This is a genomic window from Nocardia sp. NPDC127606 (assembly GCF_042671725.1).
In the GTDB taxonomy this organism is placed as follows: Bacteria; Actinomycetota; Actinomycetes; order Mycobacteriales; family Mycobacteriaceae; genus Nocardia.
In genome coordinates, this window is the sequence record NZ_JBHXWQ010000002.1 from 1,015,018 (window position 1) to 1,038,133 (window position 23,116).

Annotated in this window: 22 protein-coding genes; 7 read left to right on the forward strand and 15 right to left on the reverse strand. The window is 68.4% G+C overall.

What is annotated here, in order from left to right; genetic code table 11:
- Nucleotides 1-2 precede the first annotated feature (2 nt).
- Nucleotides 3-419, forward strand: a complete 417-nt coding sequence (locus tag ACFVJ5_RS15335; protein WP_379220519.1) for an acyl-CoA thioesterase — start codon at nucleotides 3-5, stop codon at nucleotides 417-419.
- A 3-nt stretch (nucleotides 420-422) separates the two neighbouring features.
- On the opposite strand, the gene ACFVJ5_RS15340 is transcribed toward ACFVJ5_RS15335, so the two are convergent.
- The 7 genes from ACFVJ5_RS15340 to pdhA all read right to left on the reverse strand — a co-directional run bounded on the left by ACFVJ5_RS15340 (nucleotide 423) and on the right by pdhA (nucleotide 7,376).
- Nucleotides 423-638, reverse strand: coding sequence for a hypothetical protein (locus ACFVJ5_RS15340; protein WP_379220521.1), 216 nt, complete (start codon nucleotides 636-638; stop codon nucleotides 423-425).
- Between the two features lie 126 nt (nucleotides 639-764).
- The gene (locus tag ACFVJ5_RS15345; RefSeq protein ID WP_379220523.1) at nucleotides 765-1,568 is read right to left on the reverse strand and encodes an SDR family oxidoreductase; all 804 of its coding nucleotides are present in this window, start codon (nucleotides 1,566-1,568) and stop codon (nucleotides 765-767) included.
- Nucleotides 1,569-1,729: 161 nt separating this feature from the next.
- Entirely contained in the window at nucleotides 1,730-3,106 is a 1,377-nt protein-coding gene (locus ACFVJ5_RS15350; protein ID WP_379220525.1) for a uracil-xanthine permease family protein, read from the reverse strand.
- An 85-nt stretch (nucleotides 3,107-3,191) separates the two neighbouring features.
- Nucleotides 3,192-3,881 carry a hypothetical protein gene (locus ACFVJ5_RS15355; RefSeq protein WP_379220527.1) on the reverse strand — a complete coding sequence of 230 codons (690 nt, stop codon included), beginning with the start codon at nucleotides 3,879-3,881 and terminating at the stop codon, nucleotides 3,192-3,194.
- Between the two features lie 107 nt (nucleotides 3,882-3,988).
- Nucleotides 3,989-5,308: a dihydrolipoamide acetyltransferase family protein gene (locus ACFVJ5_RS15360; protein WP_379220529.1), complete on the reverse strand. Its 1,320-nt coding sequence runs from the start codon at nucleotides 5,306-5,308 to the stop codon at nucleotides 3,989-3,991.
- Nucleotides 5,309-5,322: 14 nt separating this feature from the next.
- Nucleotides 5,323-6,297, reverse strand: coding sequence for an alpha-ketoacid dehydrogenase subunit beta (locus tag ACFVJ5_RS15365; RefSeq protein ID WP_379220530.1), 975 nt, complete (start codon nucleotides 6,295-6,297; stop codon nucleotides 5,323-5,325).
- Entirely contained in the window at nucleotides 6,294-7,376 is a 1,083-nt protein-coding gene (gene pdhA / locus ACFVJ5_RS15370) for a pyruvate dehydrogenase (acetyl-transferring) E1 component subunit alpha (protein ID WP_379220532.1), read from the reverse strand. The genes ACFVJ5_RS15365 and pdhA overlap by 4 nt, the downstream gene beginning before the upstream one ends.
- Nucleotides 7,377-7,547: 171 nt before the next feature.
- Here pdhA and ACFVJ5_RS15375 point away from each other — a divergent pair, with 171 nt between their 5' ends.
- Nucleotides 7,548-8,039, forward strand: a complete 492-nt coding sequence (locus tag ACFVJ5_RS15375; RefSeq protein ID WP_378996239.1) for an Lrp/AsnC family transcriptional regulator — start codon at nucleotides 7,548-7,550, stop codon at nucleotides 8,037-8,039.
- 22 nt (nucleotides 8,040-8,061) lie between these two features.
- Here ACFVJ5_RS15375 and ACFVJ5_RS15380 read toward each other — a convergent pair whose 3' ends face one another.
- Complete coding sequence (locus ACFVJ5_RS15380; RefSeq protein WP_379220534.1) at nucleotides 8,062-9,264, reverse strand: benzoate/H(+) symporter BenE family transporter; 1,203 nt, start codon at nucleotides 9,262-9,264, stop codon at nucleotides 8,062-8,064.
- A gap of 203 nt (nucleotides 9,265-9,467) precedes the next feature.
- Between ACFVJ5_RS15380 and ACFVJ5_RS15385 the strand changes: the two genes are divergently transcribed.
- A complete protein-coding gene (locus ACFVJ5_RS15385) occupies nucleotides 9,468-10,274 on the forward strand; it encodes a sulfurtransferase (RefSeq protein WP_379220662.1) in 807 nt (268 codons plus the stop codon).
- A 215-nt stretch (nucleotides 10,275-10,489) separates the two neighbouring features.
- Here ACFVJ5_RS15385 and ACFVJ5_RS15390 read toward each other — a convergent pair whose 3' ends face one another.
- The gene (locus tag ACFVJ5_RS15390; RefSeq protein WP_379220536.1) at nucleotides 10,490-10,639 is read right to left on the reverse strand and encodes a hypothetical protein; all 150 of its coding nucleotides are present in this window, start codon (nucleotides 10,637-10,639) and stop codon (nucleotides 10,490-10,492) included.
- Between the two features lie 133 nt (nucleotides 10,640-10,772).
- Here ACFVJ5_RS15390 and ACFVJ5_RS15395 point away from each other — a divergent pair, with 133 nt between their 5' ends.
- Nucleotides 10,773-11,492 (forward strand): helix-turn-helix domain-containing protein, encoded by a 720-nt coding sequence (locus ACFVJ5_RS15395; RefSeq protein ID WP_379220537.1) that lies wholly within the window; start codon nucleotides 10,773-10,775, stop codon nucleotides 11,490-11,492.
- Nucleotides 11,493-11,509: 17 nt separating this feature from the next.
- Here ACFVJ5_RS15395 and ACFVJ5_RS15400 read toward each other — a convergent pair whose 3' ends face one another.
- Together ACFVJ5_RS15400 and ACFVJ5_RS15405 are read right to left on the reverse strand one after the other, a co-directional pair.
- Entirely contained in the window at nucleotides 11,510-12,196 is a 687-nt protein-coding gene (locus ACFVJ5_RS15400) for an HNH endonuclease family protein (RefSeq protein ID WP_379220539.1), read from the reverse strand.
- An 89-nt stretch (nucleotides 12,197-12,285) separates the two neighbouring features.
- Complete coding sequence (locus tag ACFVJ5_RS15405; protein ID WP_379220541.1) at nucleotides 12,286-12,648, reverse strand: hypothetical protein; 363 nt, start codon at nucleotides 12,646-12,648, stop codon at nucleotides 12,286-12,288.
- A 199-nt stretch (nucleotides 12,649-12,847) separates the two neighbouring features.
- Here ACFVJ5_RS15405 and ACFVJ5_RS15410 point away from each other — a divergent pair, with 199 nt between their 5' ends.
- Entirely contained in the window at nucleotides 12,848-15,733 is a 2,886-nt protein-coding gene (locus ACFVJ5_RS15410) for an SNF2-related protein (protein WP_379220543.1), read from the forward strand.
- Entirely contained in the window at nucleotides 15,734-16,483 is a 750-nt protein-coding gene (locus tag ACFVJ5_RS15415; RefSeq protein ID WP_379220545.1) for an SWIM zinc finger family protein, read from the forward strand.
- Nucleotides 16,484-16,504: 21 nt separating this feature from the next.
- Here the strand turns inward: ACFVJ5_RS15415 and ACFVJ5_RS15420 are convergent, their stop codons facing one another.
- Genes ACFVJ5_RS15420 through icmF form a run of 3 tightly spaced genes read right to left on the reverse strand, consistent with a single transcriptional unit; the run spans nucleotide 16,505 to nucleotide 21,324 of the window.
- Nucleotides 16,505-16,912 carry a DUF3224 domain-containing protein gene (locus ACFVJ5_RS15420; RefSeq protein ID WP_378663154.1) on the reverse strand — a complete coding sequence of 136 codons (408 nt, stop codon included), beginning with the start codon at nucleotides 16,910-16,912 and terminating at the stop codon, nucleotides 16,505-16,507.
- Between the two features lie 53 nt (nucleotides 16,913-16,965).
- On the reverse strand, nucleotides 16,966-18,069 hold the full coding sequence (locus ACFVJ5_RS15425; protein WP_379220547.1) for an amidohydrolase family protein: 1,104 nt from the start codon (nucleotides 18,067-18,069) through the stop codon (nucleotides 16,966-16,968).
- 45 nt (nucleotides 18,070-18,114) lie between these two features.
- On the reverse strand, nucleotides 18,115-21,324 hold the full coding sequence (gene icmF / locus ACFVJ5_RS15430; RefSeq protein ID WP_379220549.1) for a fused isobutyryl-CoA mutase/GTPase IcmF: 3,210 nt from the start codon (nucleotides 21,322-21,324) through the stop codon (nucleotides 18,115-18,117).
- A 135-nt stretch (nucleotides 21,325-21,459) separates the two neighbouring features.
- Here icmF and ACFVJ5_RS15435 point away from each other — a divergent pair, with 135 nt between their 5' ends.
- Entirely contained in the window at nucleotides 21,460-22,419 is a 960-nt protein-coding gene (locus ACFVJ5_RS15435) for a DUF2157 domain-containing protein (protein ID WP_379220550.1), read from the forward strand.
- A gap of 52 nt (nucleotides 22,420-22,471) precedes the next feature.
- Here ACFVJ5_RS15435 and ACFVJ5_RS15440 read toward each other — a convergent pair whose 3' ends face one another.
- Nucleotides 22,472-23,023, reverse strand: a complete 552-nt coding sequence (locus tag ACFVJ5_RS15440; protein ID WP_379220552.1) for a hypothetical protein — start codon at nucleotides 23,021-23,023, stop codon at nucleotides 22,472-22,474.
- Between the last annotated feature and the right edge of the window lie 93 nt (nucleotides 23,024-23,116).

Below are 23,116 nucleotides of genomic sequence, written 5' to 3' on the forward strand. Positions count from 1 at the left end.
CGATGAGCTATCCCGTCCTGTGGCCGATGCCGACCCGGTGGGCCGACAACGACCAGTACGGCCATGTGAACAACGTGACCTACTACTCCTACTTCGACACCGCCGTGAATGCCTGGCTGATGCGCGCCACCGGCACCGACATCACCGAGCTGCCCGCGCTCGGCGTCGTCGCGCAGACTTCGTGCCGATTCCACGGTTCGGTCAGCTTTCCCGACCAGCTCCAGGTCGGCCTGCGGATCGCCCGCCTCGGCAACTCGAGCATCACCTACGATCTGGCGATCTTCCGTGCCGGCGACGACGGTCTCGAGCTCGCCGCCACCGGCGAATTCGTCCACGTCTATGTCGACGCCGACACCCGCAAACCGGTGGCGATCCCCGAGGTGGTGCGGACAGCGGCCGCGGAGCTCGTCACCGACTAGCGCTCAGGATGCGATCACGCCTACCTCGGGCCAATCGCTGCCGCGGCGGGCACGCAGGATGATCTGGCCCGCGGGCGAGCCGGGAGGCCCGGGTAGGGCGGCGAAGGTCGTTTTGTCGATCACCAGGGACGAGTCGAGTTGTTCTCGGCTCGGCCCCCAGAGGTATTCGACCTCGGTGAGCTCGTCGCGAATCTTCTTGAAATACATCAGGTGCGCCATCGCCGGATCTCCGCGTAGACCTCCGCCGATCAGCGGATCGTGACCGGCAGCTAGAGACCATCGTGGCAGGAATCGAGCGATCTCGCCGCTACCTCGCCGAATTTTTTCGGGCGCACCGTCCGTGGTTCACGCGCGCAGCATGGTCTGGAACCGGCGCATACCGGAAATCCACCGGTCGTAGTCCGAACCCTTGTTGCGGTACATCTGCAGTACCTCGGGGTGCGGCAGGATCAGGAAGTGTTCGGCGGCCATCGCCTCGACGACGGTGTCGGCGACTTCCTCGGGGGAGAGCACCGCGCCCGCCGTCTTCACTGCCTTGATCGCCAGCGCGCCCGCTTCCGGGTCGTCGGGGATGAGCGCACCGGTGAGCAGCTGGGTGTCCACGCCCATCGGACACAGGCAGCTCACCCGAATGCCCTTGTCGCCGTAGGTAACCGAGAGCCATTCGGCGAAGCCGACCGCGGCGTGTTTGGTCACCGAGTAAGGGGCGGAACCGATTTGGGTGAGCAGCCCTGCGGCGGACGCGGTGGAGACGAAATAGCCGCTGCCACGCTCGAGCCACCCGGGGACGAGCAGTTTCGCGGCCCGCACGTGGGCCATCACGTTCACCTCGATGGTGCTCGCCCACTGGGCCTCTGTGCTGTCGAGGCCGGGTCCGCCGCCGATGCCGGCGTTCGCGAAATACAGGTCCACCGGGCCGAATTCGTGTTCGGCGGTGGCGATCAATTCGGCCACGACCTGCTCGTCGGCCACATCGCCACCGACCGCGATCGCGTTGTCGCCGAGGTCGGCCGCTACCTTCGCCGCGCTGTCCGCGTCGAGATCGGCGACGACGACCCGCGCGTCGCCGGCGACGAGGCGATAGGCGAGTGCGGCGCCGATGCCCGCACCCGCGCCGGTGACGATCGCGACCTTGCCTGCTATCTCCATCCCCGCACAGTAACTTTTGGAGCGCTGGCGCGCTCGAGTTCGCGCCCCTGGCGGGCGCGAACCGCCGACTTCGTCGGCGATCCCTCCTCGGGGTCGGGATGTGCGGGCTGGGAATGCGGCGCGGGCCGCGGTAGCCGGCGGTACTGGTTCTCTCGGCTCGATCAGATTGCGGCGGCGGGTTTCGGCGTGGTGGGCAGAGAAGCCGGTGGCGGTGGTGGTGTGGTCGAGCCGCGCGCGAGGGTGCCCAGGCGGGTGTGGTTGAAGACCAGGTTCAGCAGGAACGCGGTGGCCGCGCCGAGGGTGACGCCGCTGTCGAGAAGGATCTGGGCCGAAGTGGGGAACTTGTCGAACATGTCCTTGGTGAACACCGGCAGCAGACCGATGCCGATGGCGGTGGCCGCGACGGTCGCGTTGACCCGGTCCGTCAGATCGGCTTTGAGCAGCGTGGTGACGCCGACGACGGCGACCGTCGCGAACAGCACCAGCCCGACCCCGCCGACCACCGGCTTCGGAATCACCGCCACCACCTCGCCGATGCGGGGCACCAGCCCGAGCACCACCAGGATCGCGCCGCTCACCGCGGTGACATACCGGCTGAAGACCCGGGTCGTGGCGACCGCGCCGACGTTCTGATTGAAGATCGTGTCGACGAACGCGGTGAAGATGCCGCCGAGCACACCCGACAGGCCGTCGCCCACCAGGCCGCGCGCGAGATCGCCCCTGCTGAGCGGTTTTCCGGTGATCTCGCTGATCGCCAGCATGCTCGCGGTCGACTCGGCGAACACCACGGCCATCACGATGCTCATCGCCACCACCGCGGTCACCGGGAACTGCGGCGACCCGAAGTGGAACGGCTGCGGGATGCCGATCCAGTCGGCGGTACCGATCCCGGCGGTGGTGATCAGTCCCATCGGCAGCGCGATCACGATGCCCGCGACCAGCGCGATCAGCACACCGAGCTGCGACCACACGCCGCGTCCGAGGCAGACGAAGCCCACCGCGATCAGGACGACCGCCGCCGCCAGCCCGATATTGGCGGGCGAGGCGAAGCTCGCCGACTTCGGGTCGGTCCCGATGATCAGGCCCCCGGCGACCCCGATCAGCGATACCCCGACCACGGTCAGCACAGTTCCGGTGACCAGCGGCGGGAAGAACCGCACCACCCGCGCGAACGGCCACGCCAGCGCCACACCGACCACCCCGCCGATCAGCATCGACCCGTACACGGCGTCGAGGCCGTACTCCTTGGCGATCAGGATCATCGGGTTGAGCCCGACGAACGTAGCGCCGCAGATGATCGGCAACCGCGCACCGGCCAGCTTGCCGACACCGAGGCTCTGCACCAGCGTGATGATGCCCGCGACCAGCAGATCCGCACTGATCAACAGCGCGATCGTCGCCCGGTCCAGCCCCGCGGCCGCGCCGAAGACCAGCGGCACGGTGATACAGCCGGTGTACATGATCAGGACGTGCTGGATGCCGAACGCCAGTTGCCGAGCGAACGGCAACCGGGTGTCGACGGGATGCGCCTCACTCATGTAACAGGTTGTAGTCCCTGTTTTTTACCGTGAGTGAGCGCCGTGTTTCGTCGGCGTTGCGGGTCGGATATATCACCCGGTGGGTTCAATACTGCTGGTAACCGCCCTGCGGGTAGTGCGGTTGCTGCTGTGCTGCCCGGATCCAGCGTCCGGTCGACCCGGCCGCGGCCAGGCACAGGATCAGCGTCGCGAACCCGGCTTGGATCAGGCCGATGGCCACACCCGCGACCGAGCTCACCCCGGATCCGAGAGTGAACACGAGGGAGACGAGGCCGCCCAGCGCGGTGAGCGACGCCAGGATGATGATGATCACTCGGCCGGCCGATTTGCGCAGGAACAGCAGCATCGCGCCGATGAACCACAGCGCGGCGACGATGGCTCCGATCACGAAGTAGGTCATCACCATGGAAGAGACGGGCACGTTTTTGCGCCCGAAGCTGCCGTCCGGCAACTGGACCAGCGGGCCGGCGCCGGCGTCCCCCACGATCTCGTAGCCGATCGCCAACCCTGCCGCACCGATCAATGAAAGCAGCAGGGCGAGAACAGCTGCGGTGATCGCCGTGCCCCCGGTAGCGGGTGGTTGGGGGTAGCCGTATCCGGGTGCGCCGGGCGTTGCGTATCCGGGAGCGCCGTAGCCGGGCCCGGGAATGCCGTATCCGGGAACACCGGGGCCCGGTGCGCCGTACCCGGGAGCGGCTTGGCCATACGGGTGGTAGCCCTGCTGGCCGACGGGCGGATAGCCCTGACCTTGCTGCTGCCCATACGGATACCCCATGACGCCCCCTTTTTCCTCGGACACACCTGCCGAAATTCGTTCGCACGGTGCGCGGTCCGGTCGGACGCGCACCGGCCCGAACTATACGGCCGGGTCCCGACGCGTGCTCAGATGCGGCTGAGCAGCGTCAACGGGTCCTCCAGGAAACCCGCTGTGGTGGCGAGGAAGCGGGCGCCGAGCTCGCCGTCGACCATGCGGTGATCGAAACTGAGGCCGAGGGTGGTGACCCAGCGGACGGCCAGTTCGTCACGGAAGACCCAGGGACGCTTGCGGATCGAGCCGAGACACAGGATCGCGGCCTCGCCCGGATTCACCAGCGGGACGCCGCTGTCGACACCGAAGACGCCCACGTTGGTGAGGGTGAAGGTGCCGCCGCGCAGGTCGTTCGGGGTGGCGTTGCCGGAGCGGGCGGTGTCGGCCGCCCAGCCGATCTCGCGGCACAGCTCGCGCAGGCTCAACGACTGCGCCTCCTTGAGATTGGGCACCATCAGGCCGCGATCCGAGGCGACCGCGATCCCGAGATTCACATAGTGCTTGGTGACGATCTCCTGATTCTGCTCGTCCCACGCGGTGTTGATCCCCGGGTACTCCGCGATCGCCGCCAGCGTGGCTTTGGCGACCAGCGCCAGCGGGGTGAGCGTGAGACCTTCGAAGGACTTGGTGGTGCGCAGGTGGTCGAGCAGTTCCATCGAGGCCGTGCAGTCGACCGTGACGAAGGTGCTGGCCTGGGGAATCGTGCGCGAACTGGCCTGCATCGCGGCGGCGGTGCGTTTCCGGATGCCCGCGATGGGAGTGCGTTCTTCGCGGGCGGTCGGCTCGATCAGGCCGTCGCCGTCGGTGACGTGGCCGTTCGACGGTGCGGGCACGACATCGCCGAGGCGGGCGGGGGTGCGCGGCTGGGTCACCGGCACGGCCGAGCGCACGTCGTCGACGGTGACCGCGCCCTCCGGCCCCGACCCCGCGACGAACCACAGGTCGATGCCGAGTTCCTTGGCCAGTTTGCGTGCCGCGGGGGTCGCGGCGGCGCGATGGGTGCTCGGGGTGCTCGCGGCCATGGACGGCGTGGCTTTCGTTCTCCGCGAGGTCGATTCGGCCTCGGGCCCATAACCCACCAGCACGTTCGTGCGGGGCTCCGCGGTCGGCGGGGCCGACACCTCGAGGTCGTTGCGCACCCGGATCAGCGGCGCGCCGACCGGCACGGTGTCACCGGGCTGAGCCAGCAGTTCGACGACAACCCCGGAGAACGGCGACGGCAGCGCCACCACCGCCTTCGCGGTCTCCACCTCGGCGATGGTCTGGTTCAGCTCCACCGTGTCGCCGACCGCGACGGCCCAGGACACCAGGTCGCCGTCGGCCAGGCCTTCACCCAGATCGGGGAGGCGGAATTCGAGAACATGACCGTCGTCGTCGGCGGCTGGTTCCGGCACGAGGGCACCTTTCGTCACGCGGCTAGACAGCGGTCGACCGCCGCCAGAATGCGGTCGGGGTCGGGCAGGTGGTGCTTTTCGAGCTTAGCCGGGGGGTAGGGGATGTCGTAGCCACCGACGCGCAGCACCGGCGCCTCGAGGTGATAGAAGCAGCGTTCGGTGACGCGGGCCGCGATCTCGGCGCCGAGCCCGGCGAACACGGGCGCCTCGTGCACGATGACCAGCCTGCCGGTCTTGTCCACCGATTCCGCGATCGTGTCGACGTCGATCGGCGAGAGACTGCGCAGGTCGATCACCTCGAGCGAATGTCCTTCCTCGGCGGCGATCTTCGCCGCGGTCAGCGCGGTGGCGACGGTGCCGCCATAGGCGACGACGGTGGCGTCGGCGCCGCGGGTGCAGACCCTGGCCCTGTGCAGGGGCAGATCCGGTTCACCTTCGAAATCTACGTCGGCTTTGTCCCAATAGCGACGTTTGGGTTCGAAGAAGATGACCGGGTCGTCCAGTGAGATCGCCTGGCGAATCATCGAATACGCGTCGGCGGGCGTACTCGGTGATACAACGCGAAGGCCCGCGGTATGCGCGAAATACACCTCGGGTGATTCCGAATGGTGCTCGACCGCGCCGATGCCGCCGCCGAACGGGATGCGGATCGTCAACGGCGCCTTCACTTTTCCGTCGGTGCGGTTGTGGATCTTGGCCACCTGCGAAACGATCTGGTCGAAGGCCGGATAGACGAAACCGTCGAACTGGATCTCCACCACGGGGCGGTATCCGCGCAAAGCCATCCCGAAAGCCGTTCCGACGATGCCGGATTCGGCCAGCGGTGTGTCGATGACGCGATTGTCGCCGAAATCCTTCTGCAAGGTGTCGGTCACGCGGAACACGCCACCGAGCCGGCCGATGTCCTCGCCGAGCAAGACGACTTTGGCGTCGTCTTCCATCGCGCTGCGCAGGCCGACGTTGAGGGCGCCTGCGAAGGTGGTGATCATGACTGCGCTCCTTCGGCGAGGTAGGCCGAGAGCTGTTGGCGCTCTTCGGTCATCAGGGGATGCTCGGTCGCGTAGACGTTGTCGAAGATCCGCAGCGGATCGGGGTCGGGCATCTCGATCGTCGCGGTGCGCAGTCGGCGCGCGACCTCGTCGGCCTCGTCGGTGACCTGCTGGGTGAACTCGGGGGAGAGGTCGCCTTCGCGGTCGAGGAGCAGACGCACGCGCTCGATGGGATCGCGCTGGGCCCAGTACTCGGTGTCGGCGGCGGTGCGGTAGCGGCTCGGGTCGTCGGCGGTGGTGTGTGGGCCCATCCGGTAGGTCATCGCCTCGATGAAGGTGGGGCCGCCGCCGGTGCGCGCGCGTTCGACGGCCTGGCGGGTGACCGCGAGGACGGCGAGCACATCGTTGCCGTCGACCTGCACGCCCGCGATCCCGTAGCCATCGGCTCGGCGGACCAGCGGGGTATGGCTCTGTACGGCCACCGGTTCGCTGATCGCCCACTGATTGTTCTGGCAGAAGAACACGACCGGCGCGCTCCACGCGGCGGCGAATCCGAGGGCCTCGGCGAGGTCGCCCTGGCTCGTCGCGCCGTCGCCGAAATAGGCGATGGTGGCGATATCGGCGCCGTCGAGGTGGGCGGCGAAGGCGTAGCCGGTCGCGTGCAGCCCCTGGGATCCGACGACGATATTGGCATTGGTCATCTTGACCGCGTCGGGGTCCCAGCAGTGGTGCGAGACGCCGCGCCACAGGGCGGTGAGCTGCTCGGGCGGGACGCCGCGGCAGTAGGCGACGGCGGTTTCGCGGTAGGAGCAGAACACGTAGTCGTCGGGGTGCAGCGCGTGCGCCGAGCCGACCTGCGCGGCTTCCTGGCCGAGCAGCGGCGGCCACAAACCGAGCTGGCCCTGGCGTTGCAGCGCTGTCGCTTCGACGTCGATTCGGCGGGTGATCACCATGTCCCGATACAGCTGCCGCAACCGCTCGGCGTCGATGTCGGCGACCAGCGCGCCGTGCTCTCTGTCGAACACCCGGCGGCCGTCGGGCTGAACCAGCTGGACCGGGTAGGTCTGCTTCTGCGACATCGTGATCGCCTCCTCGCTACCGCGCCTTGTGGGCCGATGCAGGTACGCCACTCCGCTGAGTGCGATGTGTATCACTCAGCATCCACCATAATGCGGTGTGCGCAAGCGGTACACGCGCATATGAGCAGAATGCACGGTCTTCGGGGGGTGTGCACTGTCATACTGCGTTGTATGACCAGTCGCGAACCCGACGTGACGCTCGACGCCACCGACGCGCGTTTGCTGCGCGAGTTGATCGCCAACCCCCGTGCGACCGGGGTGGAGCTCGCGGCGCGCCTCGGCCTGTCGCGCAACACGGTGCAGGCGCGGCTGGCTCGCTGGGACAGCGGTGGGGTGCTCGGCAGCTTCGAACGCCGAGTGGAGCCGCGCGCCCTCGGCTACCCACTGGCAGCGTTCGTCGCGGTCGTGGTGGACCAGCACCGACTCGACAGCGTGGTGGACGAGCTGGCCGATGTCCCCGAGGTCACCGAGGTCTGCGGCATGACCGGCGCCACCGATCTCACTGTCCGCATCGTCGCGCGCGACGCCGACGACCTCTACCGCATCGCGGGCCGAATCCTGAAGATCCCCGGCGTGGAGCGCACCAATATGGCCCTGGTCATGCGCGAGCTGGTGGGACCGCGCACCGGCCCGTTGCTCGACCGACTGGCAGGCCCGAACTGAACGCGGCCCTGCCGCGGGACCCTCAGGTGCCGGTGGGCAGGAAGCGGCGCACGACCAGGCCGGCCACGAGGGCCCAGAAGGCGCCGCCGATGCCGAAGAGGGTGGTGCCGGAGGCGGCGACGAGGAAGGTGACCAGGGCTGCCATGCGGTGGGTGGGGTCGCTGAGGGCGCCGGTCAGGGCGGCGGCGAGGGTGGCGAGGAGGGCGAGGCCCGCGACGGTTTCGATGGTGCCCTCGGGCGCGGCGGCGATGAGGGTGACCAGGGCGGCGGAGGCCAAGCCGAGGACGAGATAGCTGGCACCCGCTGTCGCCGCGGCGATCCACCGGCGTCTGGGGTCGGGGCTCGCGGACGGTGCGGCGGCGAGGGCGGCGCTGATGGCGGCGAGGTTGATCGCGTGGCCGCCCGCTGCCGCGCCGAGGATGGTGCCGATACCGGTGACGAGCATGGCGGGACGCCACGGGACCTGGAAGTCGAACGAGCGCATCACCGCGACGCCCGGAATGTTCTGCGAGGCCATGGTGACGATGTAGAGCGGAACGGCGATGCCGATGACGGCCTGCCAATGCCACTGGGGGACAGTCCATTCCACCGTCGGAACCATGGCGGACAATTCCAGGTGCCGGTTGTTCACAACGATATCGATGCCGGTACCGACGGCCGCCGTGGCGAAGGCGACGAGCACGGCCCACTTGGGGGCGAACCGTTGCAGAACCAGCCACACCACGATGACCGGGACGACCACGGCGGGCGAGGTGCGCAGCGCCTGCACCGGGGCCAGGCACAGTGGAACGAGGACACCGGCCAGCATCGCCTGCGCGATCGGCACGGGGATCGCGGCGACCAGCGAGCCGAGCCGTTGCCACAGCCCGGTGATGACGATCAGCACGCCGGTCACCGCGAAGGCCGCGACCGCGCCGGGCCAGCCGCCCGCGACCAGTCCGGTGCTCGCGAGCAGGGCGGCACCCGGCGTGGACCAGGCCAGCGTGATCGGGATCCGGTACCGGAAACTCAGCAGCAGAATGCCGATGCCCTGGGTGAAACACAGGATCAGCAGGCCCGAGGCCGCCTGCGCCGGACTCGCCCCCACCGCGCGCAGACCACTCAGCACCACCGCGAACGAGCTCGTGAAGCCGACCAGTGCGGTGATAGCGCCCGCACCGAGCGGCTGTGCGATGCCCGCCGGTTTGTCGGCGATATCGGGCGAAGTGGTGGAGACCTGCGACATTGTGCCGATACTGCCCGACGACGCGGGGGTCGTCGCCTGCCAGTCTCGCGAAAGTGGACTGATTCGTGCGGGGCGTGGGCAGGTCCAGTTGGGCAATCGGCCTTCGTGTGCCGATAGGTGCCGCGAAGTCGGTTCGATGCGTAGGGTGTCGGGAACGGTTTCGCAGGCGGGGGCTTGGAGTAGGAGTGGAATTGGGCGCGGTGTTGATTTCCTCGGACGAGCTTCGGGAACAGTTGGCGGACAAAGCGATTCACCTGCTCGATGTGCGGTGGGCGCTGGGTGATCCCGACGGTCCGCAGCACTATCTCGACGGGCATATTCCGGGCGCGGTCTTCGTCGATCTGGAGACCGAGCTGGCCGCCGCGCCATCGCCCGCCCGTGGCAGGCATCCGCTACCCGACCCGGGCACCTTCGAGAAATGCGCGCGCAGTTGGGGATTGAGCGCGGGGGATCCGGTGGTGGTCTATGACGCGACCGGGGGAACGGCGGCCGCGAGGGCATGGTGGCTGCTGCGCTGGGCCGGTGTGGACAACGTGCGCATCCTCGACGGCGGGCTGCCCGCGTGGATCGCGGCCGGTGGCGAGATCGCGACCGGCGCCGAAGCCGAGCCCCTCGACGGTGACCTGGTGGTACGGCCAGGCGGTCTGCCGGTGATCGACGCCGACGCCGCCGCGAAATGGTCGGGAGTGCTGCTCGACGCTCGCGCGGGCGAGCGGTATCGCGGCGAGGTCGAACCGATCGATCCGCGCCCCGGACACATACCGGGCGCGATCAGTGCGCCGACGGCCGAAAACCTGGACGGCACAGGGCATTTCCGGAGCGCCGAAGAGCTGCGCGCCCGCTTCGCCGGATTCGGCGAAGGCGCGGTCGCGGTGTACTGCGGATCCGGCGTCACCGCCGCCCACCAGATCGCCGCCCTCGCCGTCGCCGGCATCGACGCCGCCCTCTACCCCGGCTCGTACTCGCAGTGGTCGAACGATCCGAAACGGTCCGTGGCAACAGGAGAGTGAGCACCGGCGGGCGTTCGGAAAATCCGCGGCGAGTTGTCGCGCGTGATCGAACGGGAAGAACCGGTCCTGCTCAGCCCATGCGACGAGAACCGTGAGTGATCCGGCGCCCGGTATGCGGGCCATCCAGCACATATCGTCGAACAGCGGTGGCGGGAAGTTCTCGTAGGCGCCGCACGGTGTCAGCACCAGCCGGGCGATTCGTTCGGGCCGGTGGGTCACCACGAGCTGGGAGAGCATGCCGCCGCATTGGCGAACAAGTCGTGCACGAACAGCACCGGCTCACCCTGTCCGCGTTCGTAGATCCGGATAGTGCCCTGGAGCAGGTGCACAAGGCGAGACTCGCCGAGTTCGGAGACAACACTCATCACGTTTCCTGTTCGATCGCGGCGCGAGCGCACTGCTGTGCTCGTTCATCCCGGTTGATCTCGTGCAAGCATGGCGGGTATGGGTCAGCGGCCGCTTCCAGAAACGGGCTACCCGTCTGCAGCGAGCGCGGACGTGTGGTTGTGGATAGGCCACGCCGTCTACCGTGGGCCCTCGCTGCGGCTCGACCGCCACTCGGGGTCGGTGCACTGCCTCGCTGTCGGCGTCGACGGCCCGTTCGCCCTGCACGCCGATTCGTTCGATCGGCGCACAGTTCGCAGCGCGTTGATACCCCCACGCACGCTGCACCGGGTAGTCGCGCATCAGACCCGAATGCTGTTCTGCTACATCGACCCCGGATCGCCCCGCGCCCACGCGTGCTGGGAGCAGATGACCGAGCGCGTGCACGAATTCGGCATCCACCACCACCACGAAACCGCTCTGATCCGCCTCGCCGACCGAGACGGCATGGACCCGGCCGAGGTGATGGACATCGTGTGCGGTCCCGCGCGGATCCGACTCGATCCGAGGATTGCCGCCGCGACCGCGATCGTGCGCGCGCACCCGACTCGATCGATCACCGCGGATGAACTCGCGGCCGAAGTGCAGCTGTCGAAATCCCGGCTGCTGCACCTGTTCACCGAGCACGCGGGCACCACCTTCCGCCGCTATCGTGTCTGGGCGCGCATGCTCGCCGTCGGCCGTGCTGTCGCCAAAGGTGCCGACTTCACCACCGCCGCGGCCGACGCCGGATTCGCCAGCCCCTCACACTTCAGCGACACTTTCCACGCCATGTGCGGTCTCTCCGCGACTGATCTGCTCAGCGCCGGCGCGCGGATCAACGTCCTGGACTGAACGCCTTCTCTCGGTCCTCACGGGCAGCCGCGGGCGATGTCGTGCAGAGTCGCGTTGTCGGCGGCGGTGATGGGCAGGTCGTAGTCGAGCGCCACGGTGAGGTACTTGGCGGCGTAGAAGCAGTGGTTGGGGCGCGCGGGCGGCAGCCATGCGGCGGGGGTGTCGTCGCCCTTGGACTGGTTGGTGGCGGCGCCGGTCGCGAGGAGGTTCACCGCGAGGTCGTTGGCGAAGCGGCGCCGTTTGTCGGGGGTCCAGGTGGCAGCGCCCATGTCCCAGGCGGCGGCCAGTGGATACACATGGTCGATCTGGATCCGGCCGCCATCGGACTTGCTGAAGCGGATATCGGTGGCGGTGTAGGGGTCGGTGAGGATGCCTTCCACCACCACGCAACGGCCGCGATGCACCACTTCGCGCAACTGCATCGCCAGCACGTTGTTGCGGGTGTCGCAGCCGTCGTGGCTGCCCGGTGCGTCGGAATCGTCGGTCCAGGCCGGGCCGAAGACGCAGGCCTGACCCGCCTTGCACCCTCGCTCGTAGCCGCCGGGCCGAGGACGCGCGGCGATCACGCGCACCGTGTCGAGCAAGGCGGTGAGCTCGGCGCGCGTCGGACTGCCGGGTGCGGGCGTGACCGGCTCATCCGGTCCGATCACCGCGCACCCGGCAACTGCGAGCACTGTGACGAGCAACCACGCCGGTTTCCCCATACCCGCATGTTGTAGCCGGTGGCACCGACAACAATCGCGCTTCGAGCAGCGCTGGGCGAGGGGAGAACCGCGTCAGTCGACGATGCGGCCTATAACCAGGCTCGCGCCAGTAGGTCGTCGGCGGCCTGCTCGGCCGGGTTGGGCGGGAAGCGCGTCGCGGCGATCGAGGAGACATGGGCGCCGTCATGGCCGACCAGCCAGGAGCCGCCACGGTCTTCGCATTCGGCGATCTTGGCGAAGACGGTGAGCAGGAAGGTGATGGATTCCCTGGGGTCGATGGTGTGCGCCAGGCGCTGGGATTCGCCTGGCCGCGACAGATCGAGCCAGACGCCTGCCTGGCCGTCCAGCCGCATGCCGAGGATCTTCGTGGTGTCGATGAAGGTGAATTTGCGCCGTTCCCAAGGGGTGTTGGGGGTGTAGCTCTGCTCGAGAACCTGGAGCAGAATCGTCATCGCTGCCCTCCGCACGAATTACAAGGGGGTCATCGGTCGAACCGGATCCGTCCGGTCCGCCTGGGTCCGTATGGAGTTGTCGCCGGTGGGTGTTCCGGCCCGTGACCTGGGGTTATTTCAGTATGTTCTCGTTGCGGCGAGAAATCCAGGGGTATGGCGGCCGTGATCGGTGTCGGTGCCGCCTGCTTGGATGGAGCCCATGCTGCACGGTCTGTGGTCCCCCGAATCGGGCCTACTGCTGTGGCACGACGCGGAGCCGGTCGCCGTGGGGTCGGTGCTCGGCGACATCTTGGATCGCGCCAGGTTCCGGCACCGGGCCCAGGTGCTCGTCGTCGATGCCGAGGGGCAGTCCGAGACCGCCGAGGTTCGCGCGCACGCGCTCGCGCCACCGACGGCGGCCGTTGTACTGCGCAGCCGGTTGCCGCGCGAGAACATCTCCGGCGATCTGCGGTTCCTCGCGCACGTCGCGCGCGGTATCGAACGGTGGGTGCGGGCCGGGCGCGTGGTGCCGCAGATCGAGCGGGCCGACGGTCAGTGGTGGGTGCGCTGGCGGCTCGTCGGCGGACAACGTCAACGCGCGTGGCTGGCGGAGCTGGCCGCCGCGATGCCGCCGGCGCTGCGGGTGGCAGGCCCGCCCGCCGCCGTGCTCGACGACCTGTGCACGCACCTCACCGATCCGATCGCCCGCGAATACCTCGCACACCGCACGATGACGCACCCGCTGCTGGCCGCGCTGGTCGCCGATACCCCGTTGGACGTCGGCTCCTACCGCCTGTCGGAAACGCTGACGCAGTGGCGGGAGGGCTATGCCGCCGACGAGCCGGAACTGGTGTTGCGCCTGTGCGAACCCGACGGCGAATTCGGCACGGCCGACGAATCGGTGGCGCTGTGGCGACTACAGGTGTGCCTGCGCCCGGTCGACGACGCACCCAAACCCGTTGTCTTCGAAGATGATCCGGTGCTCGTGCGCACGGCGGCGGAGAAGCTCGGCCAGGCGCGCAAGGCCTACCCGCGCCTGCGCGACCTACCGACCGATCCGCGCGGCCTCGACTTGCTGCTCCCCACCGAGGTGGTCGCCGACCTGGTGGCTCACGGCGCACATGCCTTGCAGGAAGCCGGTATTCGTCTGCTCCTGCCACGCGCCTGGAACATCGCCGAACCGAGCATGCGATTGCGCGTGAGCAGCCCCGCGGCCGCCGAATCCACTGTCGGCCTCAGTGGGCTGATCTCCTACCGCTGGGAGTTGGCGCTCGGCGATCTGGTGCTCACCCAGGCCGAGATGGAACGGCTGATCAGCAGCAAGTCCGACCTGGTCCAGTTGCGTGGTGAGTGGGTGCAGGCCGACCACCGAGCGCTGGCCGCCGCCGCCCGCTACGTCGCGCAGCACGCCGACGACAGCCCGATCACCCTGGCCGACATGATCGGTGAACTCGCCGCCGAGCGGGTCGACAATGTGCCGGTCACCGAGGTCACCGCCGACGGCTGGGCGGCCGAATTGTTCGCCAGGGAGAGCGAACCCGAGCCGGTTCCGGTTCCGGTCGGCCTGAAAGCCCAGCTGCGGCCCTACCAGGAACGTGGTCTGAGCTGGCTGGCCACGATGAGCCGGCTGAACTGCGGGGCGATCCTGGCCGACGACATGGGTCTGGGCAAGACAGTGCAGGTGTTGGCGCTGCTCGTGCACGAGCGCGAGGTCGGCACGGCTGCCGCGCGGCCGACCACGGCGGGTGAGTCGACGCAGCCCGCGGCGGTCGACGTGCTCGCCGCCACCGCGACCGGCGACGCGTGGTCGCGGGTCGGACCGACGCTGCTGGTGTGCCCGATGTCGGTGGTCGGCAACTGGCAACGCGAAACGCAACGCTTCGCCCCCGACCTGCGGGTGCTCGTGCACCACGGTCCGGGTCGGCGCCAGGGTGCGGAATTCGCCGCGGCGGTGGCTGATTCGGACTTGGTGATCACCACCTACGCACTGCTCGCCCGCGATATCACCCTGCTGAACGAGCAGCAGTGGGAGCGGATCGTGCTCGACGAAGCCCAGCACATCAAGAACGCGGTGACCAGGCAGGCGCGGGCGGCCAGGGCGCTCACCGCGCGACATCGGCTGGCGCTCACCGGAACTCCGGTGGAGAACCGCCTGGAAGAACTGCGCGCGCTGTTCGACTTCGCCATGCCGAAGCTGCTCGGCAGCCCGCAATCGTTCCGCGCCAGGTTCGCGGTCCCGATCGAACGCGAACGCGACCAGCAGGCCATCGACCGGCTGCGCCTGATCACCGATCCGTTCGTGCTGCGCAGACTCAAAACCGATCCGGCGGTGATCAGCGACCTGCCGGAGAAGCTGGAAATGACGGTGCGGGCCAACCTCACCGTCGAACAGGCCGCCCTCTACCAGGCCGTCGTCGACGACATGCTGGACAAGCTCAAAGACGCGAAAGGCATGGCGCGCAAGGGCGCTGTGCTCGGCGCGCTGACCCGGCTCAAACAGGTCTGCAACCACCCCGCGCACTACCTGGGTGACGGTTCGCCGATCCTGCGACGCGGCGGCCACCGCTCCGGCAAGTTGGCGCTGGTCGAGGACGTGCTCGACGCGGTGCTCGCCGACGGCGAGAAAGCCCTGCTGTTCACCCAGTTCCGTGAGTTCGGCGACCTGATCCTGCCCTACCTCACCGAACGGTTCGGCACCCCGATCCCGTTCCTGCACGGCGGCGTGGCCAAGCAGCGCCGCGACGATATGGTGACCGGCTTCCAGGGTGAGAACGGCCCGCCGCTGATGTTGCTCTCGCTCAAGGCGGGCGGCACGGGCCTGAACCTCACCGCCGCCAATCACGTGATCCACCTGGACCGCTGGTGGAATCCGGCCGTCGAGAACCAGGCCACCGACCGCGCGTTCCGGATCGGCCAGCAGCGCGCGGTGCAGGTCCGCAAACTGGTGTGCGTCGACACCATCGAAGAGCGGATCGACGAAATGATCAACGGGAAGAAGCAATTGGCCGATCTGGCCGTCGGCGCGGGGGAGAACTGGATCACCGAGATGAGCACCGACGAACTGCGCGAGCTGTTCACCCTCGGCGCCGAGGCGGTGGGTGAGTAGATGGCCGACTTCAGCCAGTTCGGTCCGCGCAAACCGGTGCGCGGCGGCGCCCAGGCTCGCGGCGGTTTCGGCCGGACCTGGTGGGGCAAGTCGCTGCTCGACGCGGTGGAGAAAGTCGCCGACGCGGGCAGGCTCTCGCGCGGACGCACCTACGCCAGGGTCGGGCAGGTGGTGAACTACCGGATCGAACGCGGCGCGGTGACCGCGGAGGTGCAGGGCAGCCAACCGAGCCCGTTCACCTCGGTGCTGTCGATCCGGCCGCTGCGCGAGGACGAGGTGGAACTGCTGCTGGCCGAGATCAGGGAGGCGCCCGGCATGCTCGCCGAGATCGCCTCGGGCGCGCTCCCGCCCGCGCTCGGCCCACACCTGCTGCCGACCACGGCCTCCGAACTGGACTTCACCTGCAGCTGCCCGGACATGGGCTGGCCGTGCAAGCACGTCGCGGCGGTCTGCTATCTGCTCGCCGAGCGCCTCGACGAGCAGCCCAGCGAGATCCTCACCCTGCGCGGTCTCGACCTCGACACCCTCATAGGTGGTGTCGAGAAGTCCGCGCGCACCGCCGATTCCGACGACCCCTACGGCGACGAGCTGGTCCTGCCCGAGCTGCCCCGCGTCGAATTCCACGCCGTCATCGACGATCTCGACGCGATTCCACTGCGTCGCGCGCTACGGATGTCCGCCGAGGACGAACCGACCGCGGCAACCGGCTTACGCGAATTGCGCACGCTCTATACCGAATTCGACACCTGAGTCTCGCGAGAGGTCCGCGGTTCAGCCCAGCTCGTACTCGAACCAGATGTGATGTCCGCCTTCGGCATCCACGTACAGAGCGCCGGTACCGGTGATGCCGGTCAATTCCCCGGTGCCGCTGCGGGGGACGATGTGGAAGAACTCGTCGGTGCGATCGGTACCGCCGGTGGTGGCGGAGTGGACGAAGTTGAACGCACCGGCCTTGCCGTTGAGCGCACCTTCGAACGACTCCATCGCGAGATAGGTGCCCGCGCCGGTGCTCATGTCGAAGGCGGCGGTGAACAGCGTGGCCGAGAGCCCTTCGATCTCGCCCGCGTAGGCCTTGGTCATGGTCGAGATGCCGACCGGCATCCCGGTGACGATGGGGGGCTGCGGTGTCAGCTCGGTGGGATCGAACGCGGTGACCTCGAAGGTGCCGATGGCTTTCATGCGCCGATGCTAAACCCGTCCACCGACAGAAACCGGCTCGCGGAGACGGCGATTCATCCGGTCGGCTCGATCCGGTAGAACCGGACGGCATTGCCGCCGAACACCTTCCGCAGGTCGTCGGTGCTCGCGCCCGCGTCGCTCAGCGCGGTGGCCACGGTCTCGACCGCGCCGCCGAGGCTGGTGATCGGCTTGTCGACCGGAAAGTTCGATCCCCAGATCAGCCGGTCGGCGCCGAACACCGCCAGTGCGTGCGCCAGCAGCGGCCCCACCCGTCCCAGCAGCGTCGGGACCGGCGTCGGAGTACCGCGTCGTGGCACCGGATGCCCGAGCACCGGCATCATCAGCCCGCTCACCTTGGCCACCACGTTCGGCTGCGCGGCCAGATCGGTGAGATCCTCGCGCCACCGATCGAACAGGGCCGCCCGCTGCCCGGCGGTGTGCCCGGTGTCCTTGCCGACCGGCCCGAAGATGCCCGCGGGCGTGCCGAGGTGATCGAGCACGATCGGTACCTCGGGGAACCGTTCGGCCAGCGCCGTCACCTCGGGTAGCTGCCCCGAGTACACCCACGCGTCGAACGAGAGCCCGCGCTCGGCGAGCTGCCCGAAGCCGTTCAGGAACGCCGGGGCGGTGAGTGCGCCGTCGTGGGCGGCGAAGGATTTCACGGCGGGATCGGGGTGGTAGGCGACCATCGTCCGGATGCCACGGAACAGCGGCGACGCGGATTGATGCGCATCGAGCACCGCGCCGAAGTCCGCGGCGGCGGGGTCGGCCGAGCCGATGATCGTGGACAAAGCGGGGGTGTCGACGCCGAAGGGCAGGCTCGCCACCCAGCGCGTCTCGTCGGGCTTCCAGCCCGTCCACTGCACCTCGATTTCCACCACCGATGCGACCGGCGTATTTCCCCGGTCCGCGCGGTAGTCGGCGGGCAGATAGGGCTGCAGGTAGGCGCTGGGCTCGCCGACGAATTGGCGGTCACGCAGCGGGGCCAGCTTTGCCGCGATATCGACCGGTAACGGCAGATAGCGCATCAATTTCGCGAGCTTGCTGAACTCGCGTGGCGTGGCATGCGGATCCCACTGGTGAATATGGGCATCGATGATGTCGAAGTCGGTCAGATCCATGCTGTGCGTCCCATCGCCGCCGCTGGCAGAGCTCACGGCGATTGTCACACGCCGACGCCGCGCAGCGACGGATTACGCGGCTCACACAGTGCGTCGATACTGTCCGCCCACTGCGAAGAAGGCATCGGTGACCTGCTGCAATGTGCACACCCGCGCCGCGTCCATGAGGACATCGAAGATATTGCCGTCGGTATGCGCTACCTCGGTGAGCCGGGCCAGCGCGCGATGGGATTCCTCGGCGTGATCAGCCTGGAAACTGTGCAGCCGGTCCAGTTGGGAGCGGCGTTCGGTTTCGGTGCCGCGAGCGAGTTCCAGCGGTGCGTGCGCGGTGTCGTCGTCGCGGCCGCGGAAGGTGTTCACCCCGACGATCGGCAGCGATCCGTCATGTTTGCGCTGTTCGTAGCGCATGGACTCGTCCTGGATGCGACCACGTTGGTAGCCGGTCTCCATCGCGCCGAGTACCCCGCCGCGTTCGCTGATCCGCTCGAATTCGAGCAGCACGGCCTCTTCGACGAGATCGGTGAGTTCGTCGACGATGAAACTGCCCTGGAGCGGATTCTCGTTGACGGCCAGTCCCCATTCTTTGGCGATGATGAGCTGAATCGCCAGCGCGCGGCGCACCGAGTCCTCGGTCGGGGTGGTCACCGCCTCGTCGAAGGCATTGGTGTGCAGGCTGTTGCAATTGTCGTAGACGGCGATCAGTGCCTGCAGGGTGGTGCGAATGTCGTTGAACTGCATTTCCTGCGCGTGCAGCGAACGTCCCGAGGTCTGCACGTGGTACTTGAGTTTCTGGGCGCGTTCGCCCGCACCGTACCGGTCACGCATCGCGATCGCCCAGATCCGGCGGGCCACCCGGCCGATCACCGTGTATTCGGGATCCATGCCATTGGAGAAGAAGAACGACAGATTCGGGGCGAAGTCGTCGATCGCCAGCCCGCGCGCGAGGTAGGTCTCCACATAGGTGAATCCGTTGGCGAGGGTGAAGGCGAGTTGGCTGATGGGGTTCGCGCCGGCCTCGGCGATGTGATATCCCGAAATCGAGACCGAATAGAAGTTCCGGACGTCGTTGCGCACGAACCATTCCTGGACGTCGGCCATCATGCGCAGGCTGAATTCGGTGGAGAACAGGCAGGTGTTCTGGCCCTGGTCCTCCTTGAGGATGTCGGCCTGCACGGTGCCGCGCACGGTCGACAGCGTGTGTGCCCGGATATCGGCGGCTTCCGCCACTGTCGGCTCGCGGCCTTCGGCATCGGAGAAGCGTCGCAGCGCTTGATCGATCGCGGTGTTGAGGAAGAACGCGAGGATGGTCGGGGCGGGGCCGTTGATGGTCATCGAGACCGAGGTGGTCGGGGCGCCGAGATCGAAACCGTCGAACAGGGTGCGCATGTCCTCGACGGTGGCCACCGAGACACCCGAGGTGCCGACCTTGCCGTAGATGTCGGGGCGCTCGGCCGGATCGTGGCCGTAGAGGGTGACGGAGTCGAACGCGGTGGACAGGCGGGTGGCTTCGGCATGGGCGCTGAGGACCTTGAAGCGGCGGTTGGTGCGGGCGGGATCACCCTCGCCTGCGAACATTCTGGCGGGATCCTCGTTCTCGCGCTTGAAGGGGAAAACGCCTGCGGTGAACGGGAATCGGCCGGGCAGGTTCTCGGCGCGCAGGAAGCGCAGGAGGTCGCCGTCGTCGGTGCAGCGGGGGAGGGCGACGCGCGGAATGCTGGTGCCGGACAGAGATTCGCGGCGCAGGGGTGTGCGCAATTCGCGGTCGCGGATTCGGACCACTTGTTCGTCGCCGCGATAACTCTCGGCGACCGTGGGCCATTCGGCCAGTGCGGCGGTCGAGGCCGGGGAGAGGGCTGGACGAGCCTGTGTGAGCAGGTCGGTGACCGCCGCGTCGTCGGGGAGCTCGTCGTGTACCAGCGCCAGCCGTTGAATCCGTTGGGCGGCAGCGGCTTCACGCTGGGTGTCGGCGTGGTAGCCGCGGATCGTGTCGGCGATGTCGGCCAGGTACCGGACCCGCGACGGGGGCACGAGCTGGGCGAAGCGTGTGGAGACCGAGGTGTCGACGCGGGGCAGCGCGCCGGGCTCGAGCGTCAGGCCGTGTTCGGTGAGCAGGCCGGTGAGGTGCTGGTACAGGGCGGTGACGCCGTCGTCGTCGAACGTCGCCGCGCTGGTGCCGAAGACGGGCATGTCCGCGGGGCTCGCTCCGAATTCCGCACGGTTGCGGATCAATTGGCGCGCCACATCGCGGACCGCGTCGGCCGCGCCACGGCGCTCGTACTTGTTGATCGCGACGACATCGGCGTAGTCGAGCATGTCGATCTTCTCCAGCTGCGACGCGGCGCCGAACTCCGGCGTCATCACATACAGCGCCACATCCACGTGGTCGACGATGCCCGCGTCGCCCTGGCCGATGCCGGGGGTCTCGAGGATGACCAGGTCGTGACCGGCGGCCCGGCAGGCGGCGATCATCGCGTCGATATCGTCGGGCAGTTCGTGATTGCCTCGGGTGGCCAGCGACCGGAAGTACACGTGATCGCCGTCGAGGGCGTTCATCCGGATCCGGTCACCGAGCAGGGCGCCGCCGGCACGCCTGCGGGTCGGGTCCACCGCGAGCACGGCGATGCGCAGCTTGTCCTGCTGGTCGGTGCGGAGCCTGCGCACCAATTCATCGGTGAGGGAGGACTTTCCGGACCCGCCGGTGCCGGTGATGCCGAGAACGGGAACACGCCGTGTGGTCGCGGCCGCGAGGAGCGCGGCGCGATCGGATTCGGGCAGCGAGCCCTGCTGCAGGCAGGTGATGGTGCGCGCCAAGGCATTTCGATCGCCGGTATAGAGCGCGTCGAGATCGGGGGCGGTGCGCGCGGGGTCGACATCGCAGAGCTGGATCAGTTCGTTGATCATGCCGGGCAAACCGAGTCGCTGGCCGTCCTGGGGGGAGAAGATCCGCACGCCGCTCGCCGCGAGCCGCTCGATCTCCTCGGCGACGATCACCCCGCCGCCACCGCCGAAGATCCGCACCTCGCCGGCGCCCGCCTCGCGCAGTGCCTGCGCCAGGTATTCGAAGAACTCGATGTGCCCACCCTGATACGAGCTCACCGCGACGCCCTGCACGTCTTCCTCGATCACCGCGTCGACGATCTCGCGCACCGACCGGTTGTGCCCGAGGTGGATCACCTCGGCGCCCTGGGCCTGCAGAATTCGCCGCATGATGTTGATCGCCGCGTCGTGCCCGTCGAACAGCGCCGCCGAGGTCACGAATCGCACGGGATTCACCGGAACATGCAGGCTCATGACTGCCTCCGCCATTGATAGATCGCCCGATACTAGGACATCAAAGTAATTCTACTGTGAACCGCGTCACTTGGCCGCGAAACGCCCCGCCCGGCTTGCGGCGGAATCGTCGCCGCAGGTCGACATACTCGACGGATGGTTCGCGAGCACCGGGTGGATGTGGCGTTGGAGCGACTGGTGGCGTCCGCGGTGATCAGCGGGGAGCAGCGCGCAGCGGTGCTGCGGGCGGTCGACGAGCAGGAGCGGGCCGGGCGCGCGAGCGGGGGACGGGTGGCCGCCGAGATCGTGGCGTACGTGGGGGCCGCGCTGGTGGCCGCGGGCTTGGGGCTGTTCATCGACGAGGCGTGGGCGCAGGTGGCGCAGTCGGGGCGGGTGGTGTTGCTGGTGGTGGTGGCCGGGTGCGCGATGTGGGGAGCGGTGGTATTGGCCGAAGGCTGCGTGGGCGTGTTCCGCCGGGTGCCGATCGCGTCGGCGGGGCGGGTGCGGCTGGCCGCGGTGCTGCTCGTGCTGGCGGCGGTGGCGGTGACCGGTGCGGTGGCGACGGCCTTCGACGGGCATCATGGCGACGCGACGGCCGTCGCGGCCTCGGTCGCGGGACTGGTCGTCGCGATTCTCGGATATCTGCTGGTGCCGAGCGTGCTCGGAATGGTCGCCGTGGCTTGCTTCGGTGTCGCGAGCATTCTGAACGTCACCTCGGAGCTGTTCGATGTCCGGTCGCCGTGGCAGGGGATCGCGCTGATGGCGTTCGGTGCGCTGTGGTTCGGACTCGCGTCGGCTCGCCTGCTGGTGGCCGAATGGGCCGGATATCTCCTCGGCGGGGTGATCGCGGTGATCGGGGCGCAATCGGTGACGTTCGGCGAATCGCTGTGGCGACCCGGCCTGACCGCGCTGATCGGGGTGCTCTGCTTCGTGCTGTACGTGCTGCGTCGCGACGCCGTGCTGGTGCTCGGTGGGGCGGCGGGGATCGCGGTCGCGGTCGTGCAGGTGGTGGCCGACTACACCGCCGGCGGGCCGGTCGTCGCGAGTGTGGTGCTGGGGATCGGCGCGCTGGTGCTCACCGCCGGGGTGGTGGTCGTGGTCGGCAGGCAGGGATGACCTGGCGTCGCACCTGATAGCGGGCTGTGGGCCTCGGGAGGATCGGTTCGGATCAGCGGATCAGGGTGGTTTCCTGCGCGCGGATCGTCCGGAAGAAGCGTGGGCCCACATCGGCGCCGTCGTGGTTGTAGCTGTCGATGATCTCGGCGAGCTCGTCGGCGAGTCGGCGCAGGTCCTCGGTAGCGGTGATGCGGTCGAATTCGTCGGGTTCCCAGCCCCACGCGGGTGGGATGTCGGTGATGGTGACGACGATCTGGTCGGCGAACGGAGTGGTCACGGCCACGGTGAGCTCGGCGGGTGCCGCGGCGAGCGGGCTGTGGACGGTGACCTCGCCGGGCGCGCCCGCGGCGACGAAAGTGCGGGCGAAGGCGATGTCCTCACGGACCGATTCCACGATCGACGCGGTACTCGCGTGCCTGCCCGCACGATGGTGCCGCGACCCGTAGACGCGGTCCGGAGCGGCGTTCGAAGCGATGTGGCCTTCGGATTTTCGGAGCAATCGGTCGAGCATGCGTTCCGCGGTGGCGCGCTCGCCCGCGCCGGTGTTCTCGTGGTCGATCAGTGCGCGCAGGCGGGTGATCCGCACGAAGTGGTCGCTGCCCATGCCGACGATTGTGCCGCAAATCGGGCGCGGTGGAATGCGTCACAGACGGCGTGCCACAGTTCAGATCCACGTCACCGCGGGGCGGTGCGGATC